General features: G+C 67.7%; 20 protein-coding genes and 2 pseudogenes. 14 read left to right on the top strand and 8 right to left on the bottom strand.

Annotated features, from left to right (window positions below):
* Positions 1-134 precede the first annotated feature (134 nt).
* The 4 genes from IG75_RS0101970 to IG75_RS0101955 are packed head-to-tail and all read right to left on the bottom strand — an operon-like array spanning position 135 to position 4,879.
* Positions 135-1,328: an acyl-CoA dehydrogenase family protein gene (locus IG75_RS0101970; RefSeq protein WP_030519384.1), complete on the bottom strand. Its 1,194-nt coding sequence runs from the start codon at positions 1,326-1,328 to the stop codon at positions 135-137.
* A gap of 14 nt (positions 1,329-1,342) precedes the next feature.
* Entirely contained in the window at positions 1,343-2,389 is a 1,047-nt protein-coding gene (locus tag IG75_RS0101965) for an acyl-CoA dehydrogenase family protein (RefSeq protein ID WP_030519383.1), read from the bottom strand.
* Positions 2,390-2,418: 29 nt separating this feature from the next.
* Positions 2,419-3,252, bottom strand: a complete 834-nt coding sequence (locus IG75_RS0101960; RefSeq protein WP_030519382.1) for an amidohydrolase family protein — start codon at positions 3,250-3,252, stop codon at positions 2,419-2,421.
* Positions 3,253-3,256: 4 nt separating this feature from the next.
* Positions 3,257-4,879: an AMP-binding protein gene (locus IG75_RS0101955; protein ID WP_030519381.1), complete on the bottom strand. Its 1,623-nt coding sequence runs from the start codon at positions 4,877-4,879 to the stop codon at positions 3,257-3,259.
* A 545-nt stretch (positions 4,880-5,424) separates the two neighbouring features.
* Between IG75_RS0101955 and IG75_RS0101950 the strand changes: the two genes are divergently transcribed.
* Entirely contained in the window at positions 5,425-6,258 is an 834-nt protein-coding gene (locus IG75_RS0101950; RefSeq protein WP_051714105.1) for an enoyl-CoA hydratase/isomerase family protein, read from the top strand.
* Positions 6,259-6,374: 116 nt separating this feature from the next.
* On the opposite strand, the gene IG75_RS0101945 is transcribed toward IG75_RS0101950, so the two are convergent.
* Positions 6,375-7,610, bottom strand: coding sequence for a cytochrome P450 (locus IG75_RS0101945; RefSeq protein WP_030519379.1), 1,236 nt, complete (start codon positions 7,608-7,610; stop codon positions 6,375-6,377).
* Between the two features lie 158 nt (positions 7,611-7,768).
* On the opposite strand from IG75_RS0101945, the gene IG75_RS0101940 reads away from it, so the two are divergent.
* The 6 genes and pseudogenes from IG75_RS0101940 (at position 7,769) to IG75_RS0101915 (ending at position 13,016) form a co-directional block, all read left to right on the top strand.
* Positions 7,769-8,554 (top strand): coniferyl-alcohol dehydrogenase, encoded by a 786-nt coding sequence (locus IG75_RS0101940; protein ID WP_030519378.1) that lies wholly within the window; start codon positions 7,769-7,771, stop codon positions 8,552-8,554.
* Positions 8,555-8,746: 192 nt separating this feature from the next.
* Entirely contained in the window at positions 8,747-9,958 is a 1,212-nt protein-coding gene (locus IG75_RS0101935) for a cytochrome P450 (RefSeq protein ID WP_030519377.1), read from the top strand.
* Positions 9,959-10,109: 151 nt separating this feature from the next.
* A pseudogene (locus IG75_RS38030) lies at positions 10,110-10,235 on the top strand (SDR family oxidoreductase); the annotation flags it as partial.
* The gene (locus tag IG75_RS0101925; protein WP_030519375.1) at positions 10,235-11,488 is read left to right on the top strand and encodes a CaiB/BaiF CoA transferase family protein; all 1,254 of its coding nucleotides are present in this window, start codon (positions 10,235-10,237) and stop codon (positions 11,486-11,488) included. The pseudogene IG75_RS38030 and the gene IG75_RS0101925, both read left to right, overlap by 1 nt.
* Positions 11,485-12,285: an enoyl-CoA hydratase/isomerase family protein gene (locus IG75_RS0101920; RefSeq protein ID WP_036512055.1), complete on the top strand. Its 801-nt coding sequence runs from the start codon at positions 11,485-11,487 to the stop codon at positions 12,283-12,285. Before IG75_RS0101925 ends, IG75_RS0101920 begins: the two co-directional genes overlap by 4 nt.
* 26 nt (positions 12,286-12,311) lie before the next feature.
* Positions 12,312-13,016: a TetR/AcrR family transcriptional regulator gene (locus IG75_RS0101915; RefSeq protein ID WP_030519373.1), complete on the top strand. Its 705-nt coding sequence runs from the start codon at positions 12,312-12,314 to the stop codon at positions 13,014-13,016.
* 63 nt (positions 13,017-13,079) lie between these two features.
* On the opposite strand, the gene IG75_RS0101910 is transcribed toward IG75_RS0101915, so the two are convergent.
* Positions 13,080-13,976 carry an enoyl-CoA hydratase/isomerase family protein gene (locus IG75_RS0101910; protein ID WP_030519372.1) on the bottom strand — a complete coding sequence of 299 codons (897 nt, stop codon included), beginning with the start codon at positions 13,974-13,976 and terminating at the stop codon, positions 13,080-13,082.
* Between the two features lie 17 nt (positions 13,977-13,993).
* Positions 13,994-14,716, bottom strand: a complete 723-nt coding sequence (locus IG75_RS0101905) for a hotdog family protein (protein WP_051714103.1) — start codon at positions 14,714-14,716, stop codon at positions 13,994-13,996.
* Between the two features lie 118 nt (positions 14,717-14,834).
* Here IG75_RS0101905 and IG75_RS0101900 point away from each other — a divergent pair, with 118 nt between their 5' ends.
* The 6 genes and pseudogenes from IG75_RS0101900 to IG75_RS0101875 all read left to right on the top strand — a co-directional run bounded on the left by IG75_RS0101900 (position 14,835) and on the right by IG75_RS0101875 (position 22,186).
* Complete coding sequence (locus IG75_RS0101900; RefSeq protein WP_030519370.1) at positions 14,835-15,638, top strand: enoyl-CoA hydratase/isomerase family protein; 804 nt, start codon at positions 14,835-14,837, stop codon at positions 15,636-15,638.
* The gene (locus tag IG75_RS0101895; protein ID WP_081876713.1) at positions 15,635-16,531 is read left to right on the top strand and encodes an enoyl-CoA hydratase/isomerase family protein; all 897 of its coding nucleotides are present in this window, start codon (positions 15,635-15,637) and stop codon (positions 16,529-16,531) included. Before IG75_RS0101900 ends, IG75_RS0101895 begins: the two co-directional genes overlap by 4 nt.
* Positions 16,531-18,012 (top strand): annotated as a pseudogene (locus IG75_RS0101890) (class I adenylate-forming enzyme family protein); the annotation flags it as partial. The gene IG75_RS0101895 and the pseudogene IG75_RS0101890, both read left to right, overlap by 1 nt.
* Before the next feature lie 367 nt (positions 18,013-18,379).
* On the top strand, positions 18,380-19,975 hold the full coding sequence (locus IG75_RS0101885) for a class I adenylate-forming enzyme family protein (RefSeq protein WP_030519367.1): 1,596 nt from the start codon (positions 18,380-18,382) through the stop codon (positions 19,973-19,975).
* Positions 19,968-21,698 (top strand): AMP-binding protein, encoded by a 1,731-nt coding sequence (locus IG75_RS0101880; RefSeq protein WP_030519366.1) that lies wholly within the window; start codon positions 19,968-19,970, stop codon positions 21,696-21,698. The genes IG75_RS0101885 and IG75_RS0101880 overlap by 8 nt, the downstream gene beginning before the upstream one ends.
* A 92-nt stretch (positions 21,699-21,790) precedes the next feature.
* Positions 21,791-22,186: a PaaI family thioesterase gene (locus IG75_RS0101875; RefSeq protein WP_030519365.1), complete on the top strand. Its 396-nt coding sequence runs from the start codon at positions 21,791-21,793 to the stop codon at positions 22,184-22,186.
* 98 nt (positions 22,187-22,284) lie between these two features.
* On the opposite strand, the gene IG75_RS0101870 is transcribed toward IG75_RS0101875, so the two are convergent.
* A complete protein-coding gene (locus tag IG75_RS0101870; protein ID WP_030519364.1) occupies positions 22,285-22,794 on the bottom strand; it encodes a DoxX family protein in 510 nt (169 codons plus the stop codon).
* Between the two features lie 167 nt (positions 22,795-22,961).
* Between IG75_RS0101870 and IG75_RS0101865 the strand changes: the two genes are divergently transcribed.
* The gene (locus IG75_RS0101865) at positions 22,962-24,155 is read left to right on the top strand and encodes an acyl-CoA dehydrogenase family protein (RefSeq protein ID WP_030519363.1); all 1,194 of its coding nucleotides are present in this window, start codon (positions 22,962-22,964) and stop codon (positions 24,153-24,155) included.
* Positions 24,156-24,196: the final 41 nt, after the last annotated feature.

The following is a 24,196-nucleotide window of genomic DNA, read 5'->3' as shown; positions in this document are numbered from 1 at the left end:
ATGCCATTGTCACCCTCGGTCTCCGGCGGTAGGGCCGGGGCCTACCGTCCGGTGGTGCCATCGGCATCGGTAGCCGTTGCGCCGACGCGGTTCCGAGGCATGTTCACACGCTCCTTGGTCTCGTCCTGGAGCCGTCAGGCGGCCTTCGGCTTGGCCGGCGAGTAATTGGGCCTGCCCAGTCCGAGTACGTGCTGGGCGATCATGTTGCGGAACACCTCGAGGGTGCCGCCGTAGATACCGCACAGCGGTGCCCAGCGGTAGATGTATTCCGCTCCCCCGTCGTCGGCTGCGCCCTCGGTCTCCACCGGCAGCGCCGACGCCGGCCCGAGCAGGTCCATCAGATCCGGGGAGATATCGCGCATCGCCTGCGCGATGGCCACCCGGCCGAACATATGCGGTGCGGCCAGCGCCGCCTCCATCCGGGCGACACTGCGACCCAGCCGGTACGCCACGGAGGCATCGTCGAGCAGACGGCTCCCGTCCGGACGCGGTTGCGCCGCCAGCGTGGCGATCCGGTCGACCGCCACCGCCATCATGGCGCCCTGGTGGGTCATGATCGATACGTCCTGCAGGCCGTCGCCCGCGGCGTCGACCACGCCGTGCTCGGTGTTGAGCGGGCCCATCAGCACCGACCAGCCCTCGTTCACCTCGCCGAGACGGTACTTGTCGTCGACCCGGACGTCGCTGTAGTAGACGATATTGGTGCGGTCGCCGTCGACGGTGCGGATGCCCTGGATCTCGATGCCGGGAGTGTCGAGCGGAACCAGGAACATGGTCAGGCTCTTGTGTTTCCGGGCCTCCGGGTCGGTATTGGTGATCAGGAAGACGTACTGGCAGTTGTGCGCGCCGGTGGTGAACATCTTCGAGCCGTTGATCACCCACTCGTCCCCGTCCCGTACCGCACGGGTCTTACAGGTCGCGACATCGGATCCGCCCTCGGGTTCGGTGTAGCCCAGGCACAGCCGCACCTCACCACTGGCCACCCCGGGCAGAACCTCCTCCCGTAGTTCGGGCGAACCGTAGTCGCGCACCGAACCGACCACGATCGCGGTGGTACCCCAGGTCACCCAGGGCACCCGGGCGCGCCGCTTCTCCAGGTCCCAGATACGGCGCCGCAGTCGGTTCAGCCCGCCTTCGCCCGGCTTGCTCAGTTCCGCCGTCAGCCAGCCCTCGGCACCCATCGCCAAGTGGACGCCTTCGTCGAAGTTGTCGCCGGTTTCGCGATCCCGGCGCCGGACCTCGTCGGTGACATGGGTGTCGAGGAACGACCGGGCACGGGAGCGGAAGGCCTGGTCCTCGTCGGACAGTTCGACCAGTGAGAAATCCATCGATGTACTCCGTTCTAGCTCTGGGCCGCGGCGAACAGTTCCGCGGTGCGTACCGCGGCGGCGGCGGCATCGCCGGCGGCCAGCGGCCAGCCCTTCGCGCGCAGCAGGTAGGCACTGGCCGCCGACTCCGCCGCGACACCGAGTCCGCCCTGGACATGGACGGCCATGGTGGCGGCCCGCGGCGCCTCCTCGGCCATGTACACGAACACGGCCGGCGCCAGAGCCGGTTGGACGTCGGGTTCGAATTCGAGGAACCAGGACGCGCGCCGGGCCAGGTTGCGTGCGCCCTGCACGGTGACGGCGATAGTGGCCAGCGGATGCGAAATACCCTGCAGTGTGGAGATCGGGACCCCCATCGTGTACCGGGTGGTGGCGAATTCCGCGGCGATGCGCAGTGTTTCCTCGATCAGGCCCACCAGGGCCGCCGCCGTCAGGACCCGCCATTCGTCGAGTGCCCGATCGTGCTGCGCGACTGCCTCCGCGCCGGTGGCCAGCACGGTGCGCCGGTCGGCCGCGGCCGGATCGATCCACGCCATCGGCAGCCGGCCGATATTGTCGACACGGGCCGGGCGGGTATCGAAATCCAGGCGCACGATCTCGTCGCCCTCGCGGATCACGATATGGTCGGCGACCGCCCCGGCGGGTATCAGCCGGGTGCCGGACACCGCCCCGATCCGTGGTTCCAGCCCGACGATCTCCCGTCCCGCCACGATCGCGGCCGCACCGTCGGCATCCAACCCGCCCAATCGGGCCAGCAACCGTGACGCGCAGATGTGGTCGATCCACGGCACCGGGGCGATGGCACGGCCGAGTTCCTCCGCGACGAGGGTCAGATCGACCAGGGTCGCGCCGTCACCGCCCGCGGATTCGGGCAGCGCCATCGTGGTCGCGCCGGTACCGCACAGCTGCTCCCACAGGTTCTTGTCGAAACCGGTGGTCTCGGCGGCCCGCACCGCCTCCAGCGGACAGCGGGTCTTGAAGAATTTCGCATAGGTGGCCTGCAATTCGGACTGGTCCTCGGAAAGGCTGTAGTCCTGCCGCCGCAATTCGTAACGATCCATTGTGCGTGCTCCTTGGTATGGCGCGCGACTCAGTCGCCGGCGGATCTGTCGCCGAAAAAGAATTCCTGCGCGTTGTGGTAGAGGTAGTTGTCGAGGACGTCGCCGGGCAGATCGAGAGCCTCGGCCTCCGGGATCACCCGGCGCATGGTCAGCACCGGCCAGTCCGAACCGAAGATCACCTTGTCCTTGCCCCGGGTCCGCATGAAATGGATCAGGCTCTCGGGCAGACGTTTCGGCGACCAGGCCGAAGTCATCAGCCGTAGATTCCGGTATTTCATGAGCAGCCGGATCGCGGTATCCCACCAGGGATCGGCGCCGTGGATCATGCACAGCCGGAGCTCGGGGAAGCGATAGCAGACCCGATCGAGGTAGATCGGGTTCTGGACTTCCCCGGGAATCGGCGGACCGGGCAGTCCGGTGTTCATGCACAGCGGCAGTTCCATTTCCGCGCATTTGTAATACAGCGGGTAATAGACGGCGTCCGTGGGCGGATACTGCCCGTCGCCCCAGAAGCTGGCCCCCACGGTGGTATAGGCGACGGGAAGATCTCGCACCAGCGCCTCGAGTTCCCGCAGGGCCGGCACCGGGTGTAGCAGATCCACACCGTTGACCGCGAGATGAAATCGTTCCGGATGGGCCTCGGCGAATTTCCGTGCGGTGGCCGACGGTTTCTTCATCGAATACATCAGAACGGCTTTTTCGACGCCCTGTTCGTCCATCTCCCCGAGCAGCGCCCCGAGTTCCACCTGCTGGTACAGGTTTTTCGGTCCTTTGAAGTAGTCGTCGCGTACCTTCAGCATCCACCCCGGCTGCTCCTGCTCACCGAAATGCACGTTGACCAGGCAGTCGATAACCTTGCGCATGAGGTCAGACCTCGCTTTCTTCCGCGACCGGTACGGTCACGCGCCGGGACGCCCAGCGGTAATCCGGTTTGCCATTTCCCAGCCGCCTGATCTCGGTGACGAAGATGATCTCCTTGGGCACTTTGAACCCGGCCAGCCGCGACTTGCAGGCTTCCCGCAGGACCAGCGCGGTGACCTCGAGGCCCTCCGAGATACACACGAGGGCCACGACCTCCTGCCCCCACCGTGGGCTCTGCCGCCCGACGACCAGCGCGTCGTACACGCCGGCCTGGGCCCGCAGCACCTCTTCGACCTCTTCGACGAACACCTTCTCGCCGCCGGTGTTGACCACCAGCGAATCCCGGCCCAGCAACCGCAGGTTCCCGTCGGGAGCGAGGGTGGCCCGGTCGCCGGGGATGGCCAGGCGACAGCCGTCGATCACCGGGAACGTGCGCATCGTCGACTCCCGATCGTCGAAGTACCCGAGCGGTACGCGGCCGGTGCGCGCCGCCCACCCGATCTCGGGGTCCCCGGGCTCCAGGAAGCGGGTGCGGTCCTGCGACACCGCGGTACCACCGGGCATGGGCGCGAACGTATCGACCTCCGCCCCTCTGCTACTGCGGCCGAAGCCCATGCCACCGGTTTCCGAGGAGCCGTACCCTTCGACCACGGTGGCGTGTGGAAGCAGTTCGAGCAGTTCGTGCCGGTAGGTCGGATTCGTTGCGGCGCCGCCGGTTCCGATGGCCATGAGCGAATCGAGGTCGTAGTGCCGTGCCCGCAGTTCGCGGACCAGCGGGCCGGCGTAGGCGTCGCCGACGATGGTCATCAGCGCGGCTCGTTCCCGCTGCGCCGCCGTCAGCGCGGTGCGCGCGTCGAACTTTTCCCGATCGTCGTAGAGCAGAATCGTCTGACCGGCGAGCAGGCCCGCGAAGGACGTCCAGATACCGGCGGCATGGGAGAGCGGGGAGACCGCGAACCATACGTAACCGGTCACCGCGACCAGTTGCGCCAGCGGTTCCAGCGACTCGTGGTCGGCGCCGTTCATCGACGAGACATACATATCGCCCTGCCGCCACAGCACGCCTTTCGGCCGCCCGGTCGTGCCGCCGGTGCACAGCATCACCACATCGTCCGGAGAGGTCTCGATGAACTCGTCGGCGTCCCCGGCGGCCACAGCGTCGGAGAAGCGCACCGCGCCCGGCTGCTCGTCGACATCGCTGCCGTCGTCGACAGAAACGAGCAGATCCACTCCGGGTGCGGCCGCGGCGACCACCGGCCCGAACGAGCGGTGGTAGACAACAGCGCTCGGCCGGATATACGCCAGCAGGTCGGCGATTTCGTGCTCGGTGTAGTGGTAGTTGACGTTGACCGGCACGGTGCGCGCCTTCATACAGCCGATCATCACGTCGAGATACCGGTCATTGCGCATGATGAGCGCGACCCGGTCCTGGCCGCACTTCCACCGATCCAACCCCTCGCGTGGCGTGTGCGCGCCGAGTCCACGGGAGGCCAGGAAGTTGCCGAACCGGCGGGTCAGCAGGGCCGATTCGGCAAAGGTCGTGCGGCGGTCGCCACAGATGGTCATGGCGCGGTCTCCGGACGCCTCCGCGACGGCGTCGAATACGGCCGCGATGCTCCATTCGGTCACCGGACGCCTCCGCGGACCGAGGCCGCGAGCCCCACGGAGGCGCCGGCAGCGCCGTCCACCGTCACCGGGCCTTCCCTGAAGACGCTCGTATGCGGTCCGCGGTGGCCGGAGCGATGGCGGCGGTGCCGCAACGCTGAGCCTTCCCGGAACCGATGACCCGCGGTCGTCGGCCGAAGCGTCGGTGGAGGTATCGCCTTCATCGGCAGGTCCTCTCAATTCGTCCGGGACAGCGCGCCGGCCGAGCCGGGGACGCGCGGGCACTGCCGCGCTACCTGTCACAACTGAATAGTTGCGCCTACTGTATATCTATCAGTACAGCTTGGTGCAAGCTTTACCGAAAACCCGACCGGATCATCCGTCGAACCACTCGGAAGCTCTGCCGCATCCCGCGGCGATGCCGAGCTCGGACCCCTTCCGGCGGAAACGACGCCAGCGGCGCCGGGCGGCAGCGGCGACCCGGCCCCGACGCCATCCGGCAGCCTGCCCCGATTGCATTACGGTATGATCAACGGTATTGCCGATGAACTCGGCGGAGACCCATAAAGATGCAGGGGAGAACAGTGAGCGCCCACACTCAGGACCTGCCCGCGGAGGGAGCAGTCCACCGCGACCAGGACGGTCCGGTACTGCATCTGACCATCGACCGACCGGCCCGGCGGAACTCGCTGGCGCCGGGGATGATCGCGGAGCTCGTCGACGCGCTCACCCGAGCGGCGACCGACGAAAGTCTGCGGGTGGTGCATATCGAGGGCGCCGACGCCGATTTCTGCTCCGGCGTGGACTGGGTGGCCACCAACACCGACAGCCACCGTCCCCGCACCGGTGACCTGGTACGCCGCATCCCCCATACCGCCAACCGGCTGATCGAGCTCGTGCACACCATCCACCTGCCCGTGGTGTGCACCGTGCGCGGGTGGGCCGCCGGTATGGGCTGCAACCTGGCTCTGGCCGCCGATTTCACCGTCGCCGCCACCGACGCCGTGTTCTGGGAGCCGTTCCTGAGCCGCGGTTTCAGCCCCGATACCGGCGCGACCTGGTTACTCCCCCGGCTCGTGGGGCCGGCCCGCGCCAAACGCATGCTGCTGCTCGGCGAGAAGGTCGGCGGCAGCGCAGCGGCGGAGTGGGGGCTGATTCACGAGGCCGTCGCACCGAGCGATCTCGAGCAGCACAGTGCCGCGCTGGTGAGCCGGCTCGCCGCGGCGCCGACCGTCGCGCTGGGGCTGGCCAAACAGGCCATCCACGACAACCAGGACGCAAGCCTGGCCCAGGCGTTGACACACGAACTGCTGACCCTTGAACTCGCTTGCCGCACCGCGGACTTCAAAGAGGGGCTGACCGCCTTTCGGGAGCGCAGGACGCCCGAATTTCGGGGACGCTGACCGTCCGGCGGCGGCACGCACCCCGTCCCGAAAGTGGAGAGCGCAGATATCAGCGACGCGGCCGGTTACGCGGCCGGAACGCGGCCGCGGTACCCGGGTGCCGCGCGGCAGCGCAGTCAGGTGAGCGAGTAGCGGATCGGCAGGTGTTTGAGCCCGCCGACGAACGTCGTCGCGATCAATTCGGGCTCGCCGGCCAGTTCGGCCGATTTCAGCCGCGGCAGCAGTTCGCCGAAGAACTTCCCGACCTCCATCCGGGCCAGCGCCGCACCCAGACAGAAATGGACGCCGAACCCGAAGGCCACATGTTTGTTGGGTTCGCGGTGGATATCGAACCGGAACGGGTCGTCGAAGACTTCTTCGTCCCGGTTCGCCGACGCATAGGACAGCAGTAGCGACTCACCCTCCGCGATCGGCACACCGTTGACCTCCGCGTCCTGAGCTGCCGTGCGCATGAACGCCTTCACCGGCGTGACCCAGCGAATCATCTCCTCGGTGGCCCGGGGCATCAGGCCGAGGTCGGCGGCCAGTTCTTCGCGCTGTGCCGGATGTTCGATCAGGGCGCGCATTCCGCCGGCGATCGTGGCGCTGGTGGTGTCGTGCCCGGCAGTGGCGATGATCGCGTAGTAGGACATGGTGTCGATATCCGACAGCGGTTCGCCGTCGATGGTCGCGTTGGCGATGGCCGAGGCGAGATCATCGGTCGGGTTCGCGCGCCGGGAATCGGTCAATGTCTTGAAGTAGGCGAACATTTCGGCCAGCGCGGTCATCGTCTCGGTCTCCGACATCGTGCGCTTGTACTCGTCGTCGTCGCTGCCGATCAGTTCCTGCGTGAGCTTGAGCATCAGCGGGAAATCGGCTTCGGGGACACCGAGCAGGGACATGATCACGTACAGCGGGTAGTTGACCGCGACCTCCTGGACGAAATCGCATTCCCCGCCCGCATCACGCATCCGATCGACATAGCGCACGGCGAGCTGCTCGATCCGCTCCCCCATGGCGCGCATGGATTTCGGGCTGAACCAGTCCGCGGCGATCGCCCGCACGATCCGGTGCTGGGGATCGTCCATGTGGATCAGCGTCCGGATGCCGACCGCGGCCTGCATCTCGTCCGAGGCGGCGGGCATCAGCACCGGCCGCGGCCAGTTCGTGAAGACCTGGTTCGCCCGTTCGACGGCCATCACGTCGGCATGTTTGGTGATCGCCCAGAACGGTTTGTAGGGCGGCACGTCCACCAGCGACACCGGGGCGTTCGCCCGCAACGAACTCAGTGCGGTGTGCAATCGCGCCTCATCGGCGTAGGCGGCCGGGTCCGCAAGTACCTTCGCGGCGTCGTCGACGATCGGCATGCTCATATGCGGTTCTTCCGTTCCGTATCTTCGTGTTACTCCTGGTCGGACCCGTCGCCCAGGCGCCGGCCCGGCGCGTTGTGTCGCCCCACCAGAGTGATTTATAGTCAGGCTTACTGTCAAGCATTCTATAAGTCGTACCGGGCATTGGAGCGGTGGTAGTCATGTCCTCTGAACAACGCAAGATCGTCGTCGTCGGCGCCGGATCGGGAATCGGCGCGGCGACCGCCGAGCACTACCACCGGCAGGGCGACTACGTCCTCGCGGTGGACCTGCACCCGAACGACACCCCGGCGTCCCGGCACGAACAGTGCGATCTGCGAGACGCCGCGGCGATCGACGGACTACTGGAACGCATCGGCTCGGAATGGGACGTCCTGGCCTACGTCGCGGGCGTGCCCGGCACCGCGCCGGCCCACGATGTGCTCGCGGTGAACTACCTCGGCATGCGATTGGTGACGGAGGGAATGCTCCCGCGCCTGCGTGAGGGCGGCGCGATCGTCACCATCGCGTCGGTCGCGGCACTCGGCTGGCAGCAGCGGGTCGAAGAACTCGCCGGCCTTCTCGACGCGACCGATCTCGAGACGGTCCGGGCCTGGCAGGACGTCCAGGATCCCGCCTATCCGGTGTACAGCACATCGAAGCAGGCCGCGATCATCCACGCCAAACGCCTGGCGCCGGCGGCGTGGCAGAAGTACGGGGTGCGGATCAACACGGTGAGCCCCGGGCCCACCGAGACGCCGATCCTCACCGATTTCGAGACCAGCATGGGCAAGGATGTCCTCGATATGGTCAAGGCCACGGTCGGGCGGCACGCGAGCGTCGACGATATCGTCCCGGTCATCACCTTCCTGGCTTCGCCTGCCGCGCGCTGGATCAACGGCCAGGACGTGCACGTGGACGGCGGATTCGTGGCGCCGATGGCAGCGGGTGCGCCGATCCAACTCTGATACCGGTGCCGGAACCGTGCCGCCCGCAGAGAATCTCGGCAGGCGGCGCGTTCCGGGCCCACCCCCGGCCGACGAGGAAAGCCCACGCACCACAGGAGATTGCCGTTGCGGGAAAAGCCTTTTACTGTATACATTACAGTAAGTTTAATAACGCGGATTCCGCAAGGTCCCGACGACGCTGGAGGTGGAGCTGTGAACAGCCCTGTTCAGGACGAATCGACACCGGCCGGGGACACCCTCGACCTACGTGACCCCTACCCGTACTTCGCCGCCCGGCGCGCCGAGAACGGGGTTTCGCACGGGACGGTGATGGACTACTCGAGAACCCCGGAATCACTGCGGCCCGAGGACAGCTACTCGGCGTTCTCCTACGACGCGGTCAACGCTGCCCTGCGCAACAGCCAGGTGTTCAGCACCGCCCTCTACGATTCCACGATCGGCGTGTTCATGGGGCCGACCATCCTCGCGATGAACGGCACCCGGCACAAAGCGCACCGGGGTCTGGTCTCGGCGGCGTTCAAACCGCAATCGCTGCTCACCTGGGAGCCCGAAATCGTCCGGCCGATCTGCGACGCGCTCATCGACGAATTCGCCGAACGCGGCAATGCCGATCTGGTCCGCGAGTTCACCTTCGAATTCCCCACCCGCGTCATCGCCCGGCTGCTCGGCCTGCCCGAGGAGGATCTGCCGTTCTTTCGCAAGGCGGCCGTGGCGATCATCAGCTACGCCGGGAACGTAGGGCGCGCACTGGAGGCGTCGAAGGACCTGCAGGAGTACTTCCTCGGGCATATCGAACAGCGCCGCAGCAACCCCACCGGCGATATCATCAGCGATCTGGTGACCGCCGAGATCGACGGCGAGAAGCTCACCGACGAGGCGATCTACTCGTTCCTGCGGCTGCTGTTGCCGGCCGGCCTGGAAACCACCTACCGGTCCTCCGGCAATCTGCTCTACCTGCTGCTGAAGCACCCGGACCAATTCGCGGCCGTGCAGGCCGATCGCCGCCTGCTCACCCCGGCCATCGAGGAGGGGTTGCGCTACGAAACCCCGCTCACCCTCGTACAACGGTATGTCACCGAGGACACCGAACTGGACGGCGTCGCGATCCCCCGGGGCGCGGTCCTCGATCTGTGCCTGGGCTCGGCCAACCGGGACGAGAACCGTTGGGAGCGCTCGGAGGAATTCGATATCCACCGCCGCCGCATCCCGCATATCAGCTTCACCGCCGGCGCCCATACCTGCCTCGGCCTGCACCTGGCACGGATGGAGACCCGGGTAGCGCTGGACCGCCTGCTCACCCGCCTGACCGGGTTCGAGCTGACAGACGAGGGCGATCCGCATATCTTCGGCCAGCCGTTCCGCTCGCCGAATGCGCTCCCGGTGACCTTCGATGTCGTCGCCTGAGCCACGACGCCACCCACCTCGGAAGGAGCCGACGATGGCCGGCCGGTACCTGTTCGACCTGTCGGGGCGCTCGGCGCTGGTCACCGGTGCCGCCGGGGGCATCGGCGCCGCGATCGCCGCGGCACTGGCCGCCCACGGCGCGGCGCTGGCGCGGATTCCCTCGCGGCGCTGGGCCGAACCCGAAGAACTCGCCGGTGCCTTCGTCTTCCTCGCCTCCGATGCCGCCTCCTTCGTAACCGGTCAGGTCCTGCCGGTCGACGGCGGCCTGGTGATGTGATGGCAGTGGAGTCCGTTCCCGGTCCGCTCAGCGGGGTCACCGTCATATCGCTGGAACAAGCGGTATCCGCCCCGATGTGCACGCGGGTCCTCGCCGATTTCGGGGCGCGGGTGATCAAGGTCGAGAAGCCGCGCGGTGGCGATTTCGCCCGCGAGTACGACCAGGTCGTGCAGGGGCTGGCCGCGCATTTCGTCTGGGCCGATCGCGGCAAGGAATCGGTCGCGCTGAATATCGAAGACCCCGACGGCTCCGCGGCCCTGCACCGCCTGCTCGACAGCGCGGACGTTTTCGTTTCCGACCTCGCCCCCGGAGCGGTCACCGCGCTCGGATTCGGCCCGGACGAGTTGGCCGCCCGGCATCCCGGCTTGATCTCGATATCGATCGACGGCTACGGCGCAGGCGGCACGCTCTCGCATAAGCGGGCCTACGACCTGCTGATACAAGCCGAATCCGGAGCCTGCGCGGTCACCGGCACGCCCGGCTCTCCGGCCAAACCCGGCCCGCCGATCGCCGATGTCTCGACGGGGATCTACGCGGCACTGTCGATCGTGACGATGCTCTACGCCCGGAACGCGCCCGGCCGGCCGGTCCCCGGCCCGACCTCCGGGTCGGTGAGTTTGTTCGACACGATGGCCGAGCTGATGGGGTATGCGCTGACCTGGTCCCGGCATACCGGAATCGACCAGGAACCGATCGGTATGAGGTCACCGGCGGTCGCGCCCTATGGTGCGTACCCCACCCGGGACGGGCAGATCGTGGTCCTCGGGACGACCAACGACCGGGAATGGCAACGCCTGGCGGGCGACCTGCTCGCTCGTCCCGATCTGGCCGGTGACCATCGGTTCGCGACCAACGCCGGCCGGGTCGGGCACCGCGCCGAACTCGACGCGGCGATCGCACAGTGGTGCGCCGGTCGCGATCTGGACGTCATCCAGCGGCAGGCGGACGCGGCCGGTATCGGCAACGCGCGGTACAACACTCCGACCGAAGTCCTCGCCCATCCCCATCTGACACAGCGGAAACGGTGGCGTGCCGTCGCGACGCCCGCCGGTCCGGTGACCGCACTGCTGCCGCCGCCGATCCTCACCGGCTACGACCCGCCGATGGGCGCGGTTCCCGCGCTGGGCCAGCACACCGACGCGGTGCTGACCGAGGCCGGATTCGACACCGACGCCCTCGCCGCACTGCGCGATCGAGGTGCGATAGGCCCCGCGGTTCCCGCCGGGGCGGTAGTGGAAAGGACCATACCGTGACCGATGAGCCCGTACTGCTCAGTCACCAGACCGGGCGGGTGCGAACGCTGACGTTCAACCGGCCGCACCGCAAGAACGCCATCACCCGCCCGATGTGGTCGGCCCTGCGCGACGAACTTCGTGACATCACCTACGGCGGCGAGGTGGGTGCGGTCGTTCTCACCGGTGCGGGCGGGGCCTTCTGTTCCGGCGCCGATATCGCGGATGCCTCCGGGATGGACGAGTTCCCGGATCCCGCCACGGAGATCCGTGCGATCAACGAGGCGGTCCTGCAATTGCACGATCTGCCGGTGCCGACGATCGCGAAGGTGCACGGGGTCGCGGTCGGCGCCGGGTGGAACCTCGCACTCGGCTGCGATTTCGTCGTCGCCACCCCGGACGCGACGTTCTGCCAGATCTTCACCCGCCGGGCGCTCTCACTGGATTGCGGCGGATCCTGGCTGCTGCCCAAATTGATCGGACTCCAGCAGGCCAAACGGCTCGCTCTGTTCGCCGACACCGTCGATGCCACGGAAGCCCGGTCGCTCGGCCTGGTCACCTGGATCCGGTCCCAGGACACCATCGACGATTTCGTCGCCGAGGCGGCGGCACGTCTGGCGGCGGGACCGCCCACCGCTCTCGCGCAGACCAAAGCCCTGTTGAACGACGGCGCCGACCGCACCATGCGCGAAGCGCTGCTCAGCGAAGGACACGCGCAGCGGATCAATCTGACCTGCCCCGACGTCCTCGAGGCGTTCGCGGCGTTCAGCGAGAAGCGCGATCCGGTGTACACCACCGGGCGCGGTGCGGGTGCCTGACAGGTGCGGAAGAAATGAGATCCGATGTGAACCGAAAAGCAACCGGGGTAAGGCGCCGCCGGCGGGAACGTGGCTCGCTGAATCCCGAGGACATCATCGACGGTGCCTTCGAACTCGCCGAACAGGTCTCGATCGACGGCTTGAGCATGCCGATGCTGGGCAAACACCTCGACGTGGGGGTCACCAGTATCTACTGGTATTTCCGCAAGAAGGACGATCTGCTCAACGCCATGACCGACCGGGCGCTGAGCCGGCACGTCTTCGACACCCCTTTCATCGATCCGGCCCACTGGCGTGATTCGCTGACCCATCACGCCCGGACGATGCGCTATGCCTTCCTCGGCAACCCGATCCTGTGCGATCTGGTCCTCATCCGGTCCTCGCTGAGCCCACCTGCCGCCCGCCTCGGGGCCCGCGGGATGGAACGCGCGGTGGCGGCGCTGGTCCAGGCGGGGCTGACCGTCGATCAGGCATTCGACACCTATTCGGCGGTGAACCTGCACATCCGGGGTTCGGTGGTACTGCAACGGCTCTACGACAAGAACTCCGAACTCGGCGATTCGGCCCGTGCCTACTACGAGGAGATCCGGATCGATCCGGAGAAGACTCCGCTGCTCTCCCAGGCGATGTCGAAGGGTCGCAAATCGGGTGCACCGGACGAGCACAACTTCGAATACGGCCTACGGTGCATCCTCGACCATGTGAGCCGGTTGATCGCGGAGAACCGGTAAGCGCATCGGCTCGTACAACGGTCCGCAACAGGGGAAGCTGTTGCGGACCGTCGCCTGTGTTGCTCAGGAGATATCGGGTTCGGGGACGTGGAAGTGCTCGTCCCGCAACCGGAAAGCCTCCCGGGTGCCGTGTTCGGCGCGGGTTTTGACGAAGTTGAATTCGCCCGGGGCGAACTGGAGGTTGGTGCCGAACGCGTGGAACAGATAACTGGCGACCTCTTCCCCCTGGTACGCCTGGCCCTGTTCGACCAGCCGGAACGCCTCCTTCGCGATGACCACGCCGTCGGCGGGCATTTTCGCCGCCTTCTCGGCCCAGTAGCGGGCCCGGGCCGTGACACTGGCCGGGTCGCAGGTTTCGGTGAACACACCAAGGTGTTCCACCTCGTCCGCTTGGAGGATATCGCCGGTCAGCAGCATGCGCCGTGCCAGTACCGGGCCGAGCCGGTGGAAAAACATGTGCAGGCTGCCCAGGGCCGGTCCGAGGAAGCGGGTGGCCGGCATGCCGATCCTGGTGTCGCGGGCGATCACCGAGATATCGGTCATCAGGGCCATTTCGAAGCCGCCGCCGAGCGCGTATCCGCTGATTTCGCCCACGGTGACCTTCGGATACCCCATCAGGTTGTGATAGAAGCCGAACGATTTCCGGTCCACGGCCAGCCGGCGGCGCTGGCTCGGGCGGCTTTTCACCGGTTTGCCGTCGGCGCCCGCGCGATCGCCGTACCAGCCGTAGGCGTTGTTCATATCGGCCCCGGTGCTGAATACGCCCTCGGTGCCGCGCAACAGGACGACGGTGATGTCGTCGTCCTCGGCGGCGCGATCGAGATGCCGGGCCAGCTCGTCACGCATGGCGGCGTTGTAGGAATTGCGCCGGACGGGGTTGTCGAGCGTGATGGTGACGATCCGGCCACCAGGGTCGACGTCGTAGTGCACTCGGCCTTCTGCGGCGGTGGAGCCGGTCATCGGCAGTCCTCTTCTCTTCACGGGTGGGGTCGCGGTGCCGGGGCGGGTCGGTCGGGCACGCGGCGCCGGCCGAAATGGGTGCCGGCCAGTTTCGCCGCGGTGGCCGCGACGGTCTCGACGTCCGCCGTGCACAGCAGGGCGTCGTCGCGCAAGAGCCGGGCGGTCGATCGGATTCCGGTCTCGTGTACGACGCGGTCGATCTCGAAACGGAGCTCCACCAGGATCGGCGTGGGCCGGCGGTAGGTGATGTTCATCGACCGGGTTTTCCCGGTGACGCCGACAGCGCAGCTGTGATGCTGGACCACCGCGTCGAAGAACACGCCGAGGAAGCCGCCGTGTACGAGCCCGGGTGGGCCCTCGTGCACCAAGGGGAAGGTGATCCGGCCGCCGGCGCGGTCGGGGCCGAGCACATCGAAGTGATACTCGGGAAAACATGGGTTGTACGCGCCGATGTCGAAGGCGTGATCCAGGTAGACACGCTGGGTATCGCTCGCGTGCGGCCCTACGCGAGGTGCGGAGTCCGGTGGCGCCGCGACGGCCAGTTCCCGCTCCCACCGCTCGAGGTTTTCGATCATCGTGCCGACTGCCGAATGGGGCTGCTCCAGGGAAATCAGCAATCCGGCGATGCGGCGCAATGCGCCGGCGGCGGCCACCGTCTGCGCGAGCGGTTGTTCGCCGAAGCGCAGGCCCGTCGTGGTTTCCTCCGCGGGCTCGGGGTCGGATATGTCGTTCGCGGCCATCGAAACCTTGCTTTCGTCACCGGTAGGTCTGCACAAACCTTGGCAGAAGATCAACGGTATTGTCTACTGTATCTATATCAGTATGCACTCCAGTCCCCCGCCCGCCCAGGAGGGAACCATGCCGTTCGACACCATCGACTATGTCGTCGACGGACACACGGCCACCATCACGCTGAATCGGCCCGACGCCCTCAACGCGCTCAGCCCGCATATGATCACCGAGCTGCGCGCCGCCTACGACGAGGCCGAGAACGACGATGCGGTGTGGTTGCTCATCGTCACCGGCGCGGGCCGCGCGTTCTGCACCGGCGCCGACGTCAAGGCCATCCCCGGCGACGGCAAGGTGATCAACGAACGGCCGTACCTGTCCACCTACGAACAGTGGGAGGCGCCCCAGGAAGGCACGCCCCCGTTCCGGACCATGACCAAACCGGTGCTCACCGCGGTCAACGGCGTCTGCTGCGGCGCCGGGCTGGACTGGGTGACCACGGGCGATATCGTCATCGCCTCGGACCGGGCGAGTTTCTTCGATCCGCACGTCAGTATCGGCCTGGTCGCCGGGCGTGAGGTCGTCCGTCTGGCCCGGGTGCTGCCACGCACGGTCGCGCTGCGGATGGCGCTGATGGGTAAACACGAGCGGATGAGCGCCCAGCGCGCCTACGAGCTGGGGATGGTCACCGAGGTCGTGGCACACGATCGGCTGCTCGAACGCGCCCACGAGCTCGCGGGAATCGTCAATTCCAATGCGCCGCTGGCGGTCCGGGGTACCCGCCTGGCGATCCTCAAAGGCTTGAACGTGCCGTTGCACGAGGCCGAAATGCTCGCCGAATCGTTCCGGGAACGCGTCACCCGCACCGAGGACGCGCTCGAGGGGCCCAAAGCGTTCATCGAGAAGCGCGCGCCCGATTGGCAATGCCGATGAGCCGCGCACCGAGGAACTCCGAGCCCCGGATACCCGCGCACCCCGGGCCGGCGAACGAGCACACCGAGCCATCCGGCAAGAGGGCCACCGAGGCGGCGGCGCGCGGCCACAGCGGCGAATTCGAGACGATTCTGCTCGATATCGATTCCGGCGACCGTATCGCGACACTCACCCTGAATCGGCCCGAGCGCTTGAACGCGTTCAACCGGACGATGTGCGAGGAAGTCCAGCACGCGTGGCGCACGATCAAACTCGACGATTCGGTCAACGCCGTCGTCGTTCGCGCGGCAGGCGACCGGGCCTTCAGCGCAGGACTCGATGTCAAAACCCCCTACGGACAACCGGCCGGTGTCTGGCATCACGAGGATCCCGGTGAATCGCTCAGCCCCAAATGGCAGAAGATGTGGAAGCCGGTGGTGTGCGCGGTGCACGGGATATGTACCGCGGGGGCGTTCTACTTCGTCAACGAATCCGATGTGGTGATCTGCTCGCACGAGGCGACCTTCTTCGACTCGCACGTCTCCGCGGGCCTGGTTTCCGCGTTGGAGCCGGTCGGGCTCATGCGCCGGATCGGGCTCGGGGAGACATTGCGGATGGCGCTGATGGGCAATGACGAACGGGTCTCGGCACAGACCGCGCTGCGGATCGGGCTGGTGTCGGAGGTCGTCGCCCGCGAACACCTTTGGGCCCGCGCCCACAGCATCGCGGCCGCCATCGCCGCCAAACCACCCGCGGCCACCCAGGGCACGGTCAAAGCGATCTGGGAATCACTCGACAAGCCCTACCGCGCGGCGCTCGACCACGGGCTCATCTACACCCGGCTCGGCAATCCGATCGGCAAGTCCGAACTGGCCGCCGGGTCGCCCACCGCGACCGAACCGAGGATCCGCTGATGACCGACACCGCAGTACATACCCACCCGCTGAGCCGGCGGATAGCCCATGTCCTGGCATTGCAACCGGATTCACCCGCACTGGAATTCGACGAGCATTGGTATTCGTGGGGACGTATAGGTGGGCTCACCCAGCGCATCGGGTCGATCATCGAGTCGGGCGGGGGGCCGCGTCCGGTCGGGATTCTCCTGCGGAACCGGCCCGAGCACGTGGCCGCGCTCCTGGCGGTGCTGCTCGCCGGCGATACGGTGGTGGTGATCAACCCGTCGCGTGGAGACGACCGGACCCGCGACGATATCGCCGCCTTACGGCTGCCGCTGCTCATCGGCGCACCCGGCGACCTAGATTCGCTGGTGGTAGCGGCACCGGAGACCACGGTCGTTTCGATCCCGGGTCCGGACGCCCTGCCGGAGGTCCGGAATACGGCGACCACGCAGAACACCGAAGCGGCGCGGCCTGGGGTGGCTGTCCGGATGTTGACCAGCGGCACCACCGGACCGCCGAAACGGGTGGACATCACCTACGACATGCTGGCCCGCAGCACCATGGGGACCGATCCGGCAACGGCCGACGCCCCGACGCGGCCCCGCAAAGGGGTCGCCGTCGTCAACGCACCACTGGTGCACATCGGCGGTGTCTTCCGGGTGTTGCAGTGCCTCACGGAGGCCCGGCCGTTCGTGCTGCTGCCCCGGTTCGCGCTGAAATCCTGGGTGCGCGCGGTGCGCGCGCACCGGCCGGGCGCGGTCTCGCTGGTACCGGCGGCATTGCGGATGGTGCTGCATTCCGAACTGCGCCGCGAGGACCTCGCCGGAATCCGCGTCGTCACCTCCGGGACGGCACCGCTGTCGGCCGATGACGCCGACGCCTTCTGCGAGAAATTCGGCATCCCGGTGCTGACCTCCTACGCTGCCACCGAATTCGGCGGCGGCGTGGCCGGCTGGACGTTGCCCGATCACGAACGGTACTGGACGACGAAGCGCGGCAGTGTGGGCCGGGCGACCGGCGGAGCCCGGCTGCGGGTGGTCGACGAACACGGCAGGGTGCTCGGCGCAGGCGAGGCGGGGTTGCTCGAGGTGATCCCGGGACAGCTCGGACCAGGAGCGGACTGGGTCCGCACCACCGATCTGGCACGGATCGACGACGACGGGTTCCTGTGGATACTGGGCCGGGCGGACCAGGCGATCATCCGGGGCGGTTTCAAGATCATGCCCGAGGATGTGCGCGGTGCCCTGGAAAGCCATCCGGCGGTGCGCGGTGCCGCGGTGGTCGGCCGGCCGGACCAGCGGCTCGGCGAGACACCGGTGGCGATGGTGGAACTGCACCCCGACGCGGACGCCTCGCACGGCGAGTTGACCACCTTCCTGCAGACCCGGCTGGCGCGCTACGAGATTCCTACGGAATTGGCTGTGGTGGAGGCGATTCCGCGTACCCCCTCGGGCAAGCCCGACCTCCGAGCGGTGCGGGGTCATTTCGAAACCACCGCGTCGCGGCACGCACAGGTTTCCCCGAGCGGAAACGCGACCGTTCCATCGGCGGGCACCGCGCCCGGCCACTCCGCCAGGGCCAGGTCTTCCGGCGCCACCGGGCACACGCCGGCCGCCCTCACCGGGCACGATCCCGCTGACACCACCGAGCACGCGACCCTCGGCCGCACCGAGCACGGATCCGCCGATCCCACCGACCACGAGGCTGCTGACGCCGCCCCTGGCGAGGGCGGGGATCTGCCGTACGCCACCGGGCGTGTGGTCGCCGATCACGTCTTGCCCGGGCACGACCGGGCCGACCACACGGCTCCCGGGTACGCCGATCCCTCCCCGGTACGGCAGGTAGATCTCGACGGTGGCAACCGTGCCGACCGATAGCGACACCATCGCCCCACTGCTTCGCTGGCAGGCGAGCATCCGTGGTGAGCATCCTTTGCTGATCTGTGATGGCGAACGGATCGGTTACGCCGGGGCGGAGGTCCGTTCCGCCCGGCTCGCCCGCGCGCTGATCGCGCTGGGCGCCGGTAAGGGCACGCATATCGGCTTGCTGTACCCCAATGGGGCGGATTTCATGATCGCCGCGTTCGCGGCCGCCCGGATCGGGGCCGTGGTGGTGCCCTTCTCCACCTTCGCCACCACGAGTGAACTGACCCGGCTGCTGGTGGACAGCGATATCCGGATACTCCTGTCGATCGACGGCTATCGCGGTCACGATTACGTGGCGCGGCTGGCCGAGGTGCTACCCGGTGCATTCGACCGGACGGCACCGCGCGTGCGGGACCGGCTGCTGTGCCCGGCCGTCCCACAACTGCGCCATATCGCGATAAGCCACCGCTCCGGCGCCGGACCGCGCGATATCGGCGAACTCGACCGGCTCGCCGACACCGTCGGCGAGGAACTCCTCGCGGCGGTGGAACGCGATATCGCCGCCGCCGATCCGCTGTCGATCATCTACACCTCCGGTTCGACCAGCGCACCGAAGGGCGTCGTACACACCCATGGCGCGCTACTGGGCCATCAGCGCAACCTCAACGAGATCCGCGGCCTCACCGCGGAAGACAGGCTGTTCTGCAATTCGCCGTTCTTCTGGATCGGTGGCTTCGGTTTCGCGCTGCTGGCGACCCTGCTGTCCGGTGCGACACTGCTGTGTTCCGACGCCACCGACGCGAGCGCCACCCTCGATCTGCTGGAAGCCGAGAAGCCGACGGTCACCAACGGTTTCGCGGCCGGGATCGCACACCTCGCCAGGCATCCGAGCTTCCCCGCGCGCGATCTGTCCTCGATGCGCCGCGGCAATCTGTACGCGATCATGCCCGCCGACGCACGGCACGCCGATCCGGAGTTGCGGCACAATATGCTCGGGATGACCGAGGCGGGCAGCGTGGTACTGCTCAGTGGCGACGACTCGGTCCAGCCGGAGCACCGGCGCGGTTCGTTCGGCAAGCCCGCACCCGGATTCGATACCCGGATCGTCGACCCCGCCACCGGTGCCGACGCCACCACCGGCGAACTGTACATCCGCGGACCGTATGTGATGCAGGGTTACCACGGCCGCAGCCGGGAGGAGTGTTTCGACGCCGACGGCTGGTTCCACACCGGTGATCTGGTGCGCGTAGACGACGAAGGCTTCGTCTACTTCCTCGGCAGACGCGGTGCCATGATCAAGACCGCGGGTGCCAATGTCTCGCCGGCCGAGGTCGAGAAGGCCATCGCGAAGGTCACCGGCACGCCCGCATATGTCCTCGGCCTGCCCGACCCGGACCGCGGGCAGATCGTGGCCGCCGTACTCGTCACCCCGGACGCCGCCGTCGACGCCACCGCGCTGCGCGAAAGCCTGCGGCGGGAGTTGTCGGCCTACAAAATCCCCCGGCGATTCGCCGCGCTGCCGCCCGGCGAGGTGCCGCTGCTGCCCGGCGGCAAAGTGGATATCCAGCGACTCGGAAAGATCTTCGATGCCTGAGCACACCGCGGCGACCGACACCATCGATACCCTGCTGCGCCGCCACGCCGCCGAGCGCGGACAGCATCCGGCGGTTATCGATCCCCATTCGCGGGCGACCTACGCCGACCTCGACGCCACGACCCGCCGGCTGGCCGCCGGGTTCGTGGAAGCCGGAATCACCAAGGGCACCCGGGTGGGGCTGGTGGCCCCCAACAGTGTCGGCTGGGTACGGATCGCGCTCGCGCTCACCCGGATCGGCGCGGTCCTCGTCCCGATGAGCACACTGCTGAAACCGCCGGAACTGATCGCCCAGCTACGCGCCGCCGCCGTGGAAGTACTCATCACCACCGTCGAATTCCGCGGCCACCGCTACCTCGACGGACTCCGCTCCGTCCTCGGCGAATCAATCGATACCGCACCGCTCCACCACCCTGAATTGCCCGCCCTCCGGCACATATTCACCGCCGAGGCCGCCACCGAACCGCTCGGGGCAACTCTCCCCGCCGAGCGCACCCCCGCCTCGGTGGACAGGCGATACGCCTCTTCGCCGGTACTCTCCGACGTTCGGCCTACGCCCGGATATGGCGATATCACCGGCGCCCCTGCGCAGCTCACGGCGACACCGGCGGCGAGCGCGGTCGCCGAAGCACTCGCCGCCACGGTCCGCCCGGCCGACCCGATGCTCATCATGTTCACCTCCGGCAGCCGTGGCCTGCCGAAAGGGGTGGTCCATTCGCACGGCAACGCGCTGGCCGCCGTGCGCTCCGGGCTCACCGCCCGCTGTATCGACGCCGAGACCCGACTCTACCTCCCGATGCCGTTCTTCTGGGTCGGCGGATTCGGCGGCGGCCTCCTTTCCGCGCTCGCGGCGGGCGCCACCCTGGTCACCGAGGAGATACCGCGGCCGGAATCGACCCTGGAGTTGCTCGAACGCGAACGGGTCACCCTGTTCCGGGGCTGGCCCGACCAGGCCGAAGCCCTCGCACGCCGGGCGGAAACCCTCGGCACGGATCTGTCCGCGCTGCGACCGGGCAGCCTAGAGGCCCTGTTACCACCCGGGCAGCGGGCGCGGCCCGGAGCCCGGGCGAACCTGTTCGGGATGACCGAATCCTTCGGCCCCTACTGCGGCTATCCCGCGGATACCGATATGCCCGAATCCGCACACGGCAGCTGCGGACGGCCGTTCGCCGGTATGCAGGTACGCATCGCCGATCCGGCCGGTAACCCGGTGCCCGCGGGCACCATCGGTGAGATCCAATTGCGCGGACCGCATATCCTGCGCGATATCTGCGGCCGCGCCCGCGGGGATCTGTTCACCCCCGACGGCTACTACCCCACCGGCGACCTCGGGCACCTCGACGACGCGGGCTTCCTCTTCTATCACGGCCGGCGCGACGATATGTTCAAGGTCAACGGCGCGACCGTCTACCCCGGTGAAGTCGAGAAAGCGCTGCGTTCGCTGGACGGCGTCACCGGCGCTTTCGTCACCGATATCGACTCCGGCGACACCGCGCGGGTGGCCGCGGCCGTGATCGTCACGGGCAGCCCCGGCGTCGAGCGGCTGCGCGCCGCGACCAAGGAGATCCTGAGTTCGTTCAAGGTGCCGTCCACCTGGCTGCTGCTCGACTCCGATACCGAGATCCCGCGTGGTACCACAGGCAAAGTGGATATCGCAGCGCTGCGAAAGTTGCTGTCCGAACGCGGTGCCGAGGTCGGCACGGCAACCGCGCCCCCGCACTGAGCACTCCTCCGTCGGTGCCGCATACGGCATCGCAATTCGACCCACGCTCCCGGAACGGGATGCGCTCGACGACAACTCGACAAGGACCGGCCATGACTTCCACTCAGGCGATCGGCGAACTACTCGACCACATCGGTTTCCGGAAGGAACCGGACGAATCAGGTGCGGTGACCTGGGAGCTGCCGGTGGCGCCCCATGTCGTCAACACCTCGGGCGGCCTGCAAGGCGGTCTCGTCGCCACCCTGGTCGATATCGCCGCGGGCACACTGGCGCTGGACAGTCTCCCGGCCGGCGGTGTGGTGACCTCGGACCTGAGCGTCCGCTATTTCCGCGCCGTCACCACCGGTACGGCCCGCGCGGTATCCACCATCGTGCACTCCGGGAAACGCTCGATTGTCGTACAGGTCGAGGTGCGGAACATGCCCGAGAATCACCTCGCCGCACTCGCCACGGTGAGCTTCGCGATCGTCGGGCACAACACACGGTAACGACCCGCCGGCCTGCTCATACCCTCCGCCGGGCGGACGGGGCACCAGGGCCACCGCCCTTCCTCGTGGCCGTGCCCGTCATACCTGAGACCCGCCGATCACGATTCGGCCGGCGCGGGCGGCCGGTAGAACAGCATCAGCCGACCGATACCGGCCACCAGGCCCACCCCGGCGGCAACGAGCAGACCCGGCCGGCCGTCGAAACCGCCGGGCTCGAACAGGAGCCGGTCGATGCCGAACCGGCCCGCGCCCACCATCGCCACCGCGATGGCCGCGACGGCGAGTACCAGGTTGTATTCCCAGCCGTTGCGCACGATGAAGAAGCCGTTACCACGGTGCGCCGTCCAGCCGGCCACCAGCATGAGCGCGACGAAACCGGCCGCGGCCACCGGGGTGAGCAGGCCGAGCGACAGCGCGAGCCCGAAACCTATTTCGCTGCCGGCCGCGATCCGCGCGTGCCACCGCCCCGGTTTCATACCCATACCGTCGAACCATGACGCTGTGCCCGACAGGCCGCCGGGTGCGGCGATTTTGTTGTAGCCGTGGGCGGCCATCGTCAGTCCGAGACACAGTCGCAGGACCAGCAGGCCGAGGTCATATGCGTTCATGGCACTCCGTCGCGAGTTACTGTCGTGGTCGGCACCGGGCATCGTAATTATATTTCCCGTATCACATACAGTTGTAGTTACAGTATCGTAGATCCGCGGATTCGTATCGCGGATCCGTGAACGCGCAGACGACACCGGCGCACACAGCCGGTACGAGGAGTCCCGTTATGACCAGCGAACCCGCCGCCGAATCGGTCACCGAGGAGGATTTCCGGGAAATCCTCGCCCAGACAAGGACCTTCGTTCGTGACGTGGTCATGAAACGCGAGCGCGATATCGCCGAACAGGACCGGATACCCGCCGAGATCGTCGAGCAGGCCAAGGCCATGGGCCTGTACGGCTACGCCATCCCGCAGGAATGGGGCGGGCTGGGCCTGGACCTCACCCAAGACGTGGAACTGGCCATGGAACTCGGCTACACCACACTCGCGCTGCGGTCGCAGTTCGGCACCAACAACGGTATCGCCGGACAGGTGCTGGTCGGTTTCGGGACCGACGAACAGAAAGCACGCTGGCTCGAACCCATCGCCTCGGGCGCCGTGGTCGCCTCGTTCGCACTCACCGAATCCGGGGCAGGATCCAACCCGGCGTCGTTGCGGACCACCGCACGACGCGACGGCACGGACTGGGTGCTCGACGGCGAGAAACGGTTCATCACGAATGCCCCCGTCGCGAACTTGTTCGTGGTGTTCGCCCGCACCCGTCCGGCCGACGAGCAGGGCGCGGGGATCGCCGTCTTCCTCGTTCCCGCCGAGTCTCCCGGCGTCGAGATCGGGCCGAAAGACCGCAAGATGGGGCAGGAGGGCGCGTGGACCGCGGAGGTCCGGTTCCAGGATGTCCGCGTCGGCTCCGACGCCCTCGTCGGCGGCAGCGAGGACATCGGCTACCGAGCGGCCATGACCTCGCTGGCCCGCGGCCGGGTCCATATCGCCGCGCTGGCCGTCGGCGCCGCCCAGCGCGCACTCGACGAATCGGTCGCCTACACCGCGACCGCCACCCAGGGCGGCACCCCGATCGGCGATTTCCAGCTCGTGCAGGCCATGCTCGCGGATATGCAGACCGGGGTGATGGCCGGCCGCGCCCTGGCGCGCGATGCCGCGCGGCGCTGGGTCACCGGCGAGGATCGGCGCACCGCCCCGTCGGTGGCGAAACTGTTCTGCACCGAAATGGTGGGAAATGTCGCCGATCTCGCGGTCCAAGTGCACGGTGGTACGGGATATATGCGCGATGTCCCGGTCGAGCGGATCTACCGCGATGTCCGGCTACTGCGACTCTACGAAGGCACCAGCGAGATCCAGCGGTTGATCATCGGCGGCGGCCTGGTCAAGGACGCGCGGCGGCAGGGCACACCGCCGGCCTGATCCCCTCGGCTCGGCCGCCGCCGGGACGCGCGGCGGCCGGG

Source organism: Nocardia rhamnosiphila NBRC 108938 (genome assembly GCF_000720425.1).
Lineage (GTDB): Bacteria > Actinomycetota > Actinomycetes > Mycobacteriales > Mycobacteriaceae > Nocardia > Nocardia rhamnosiphila.
This window is presented reverse-complemented; position numbering and strand designations above follow the sequence as displayed.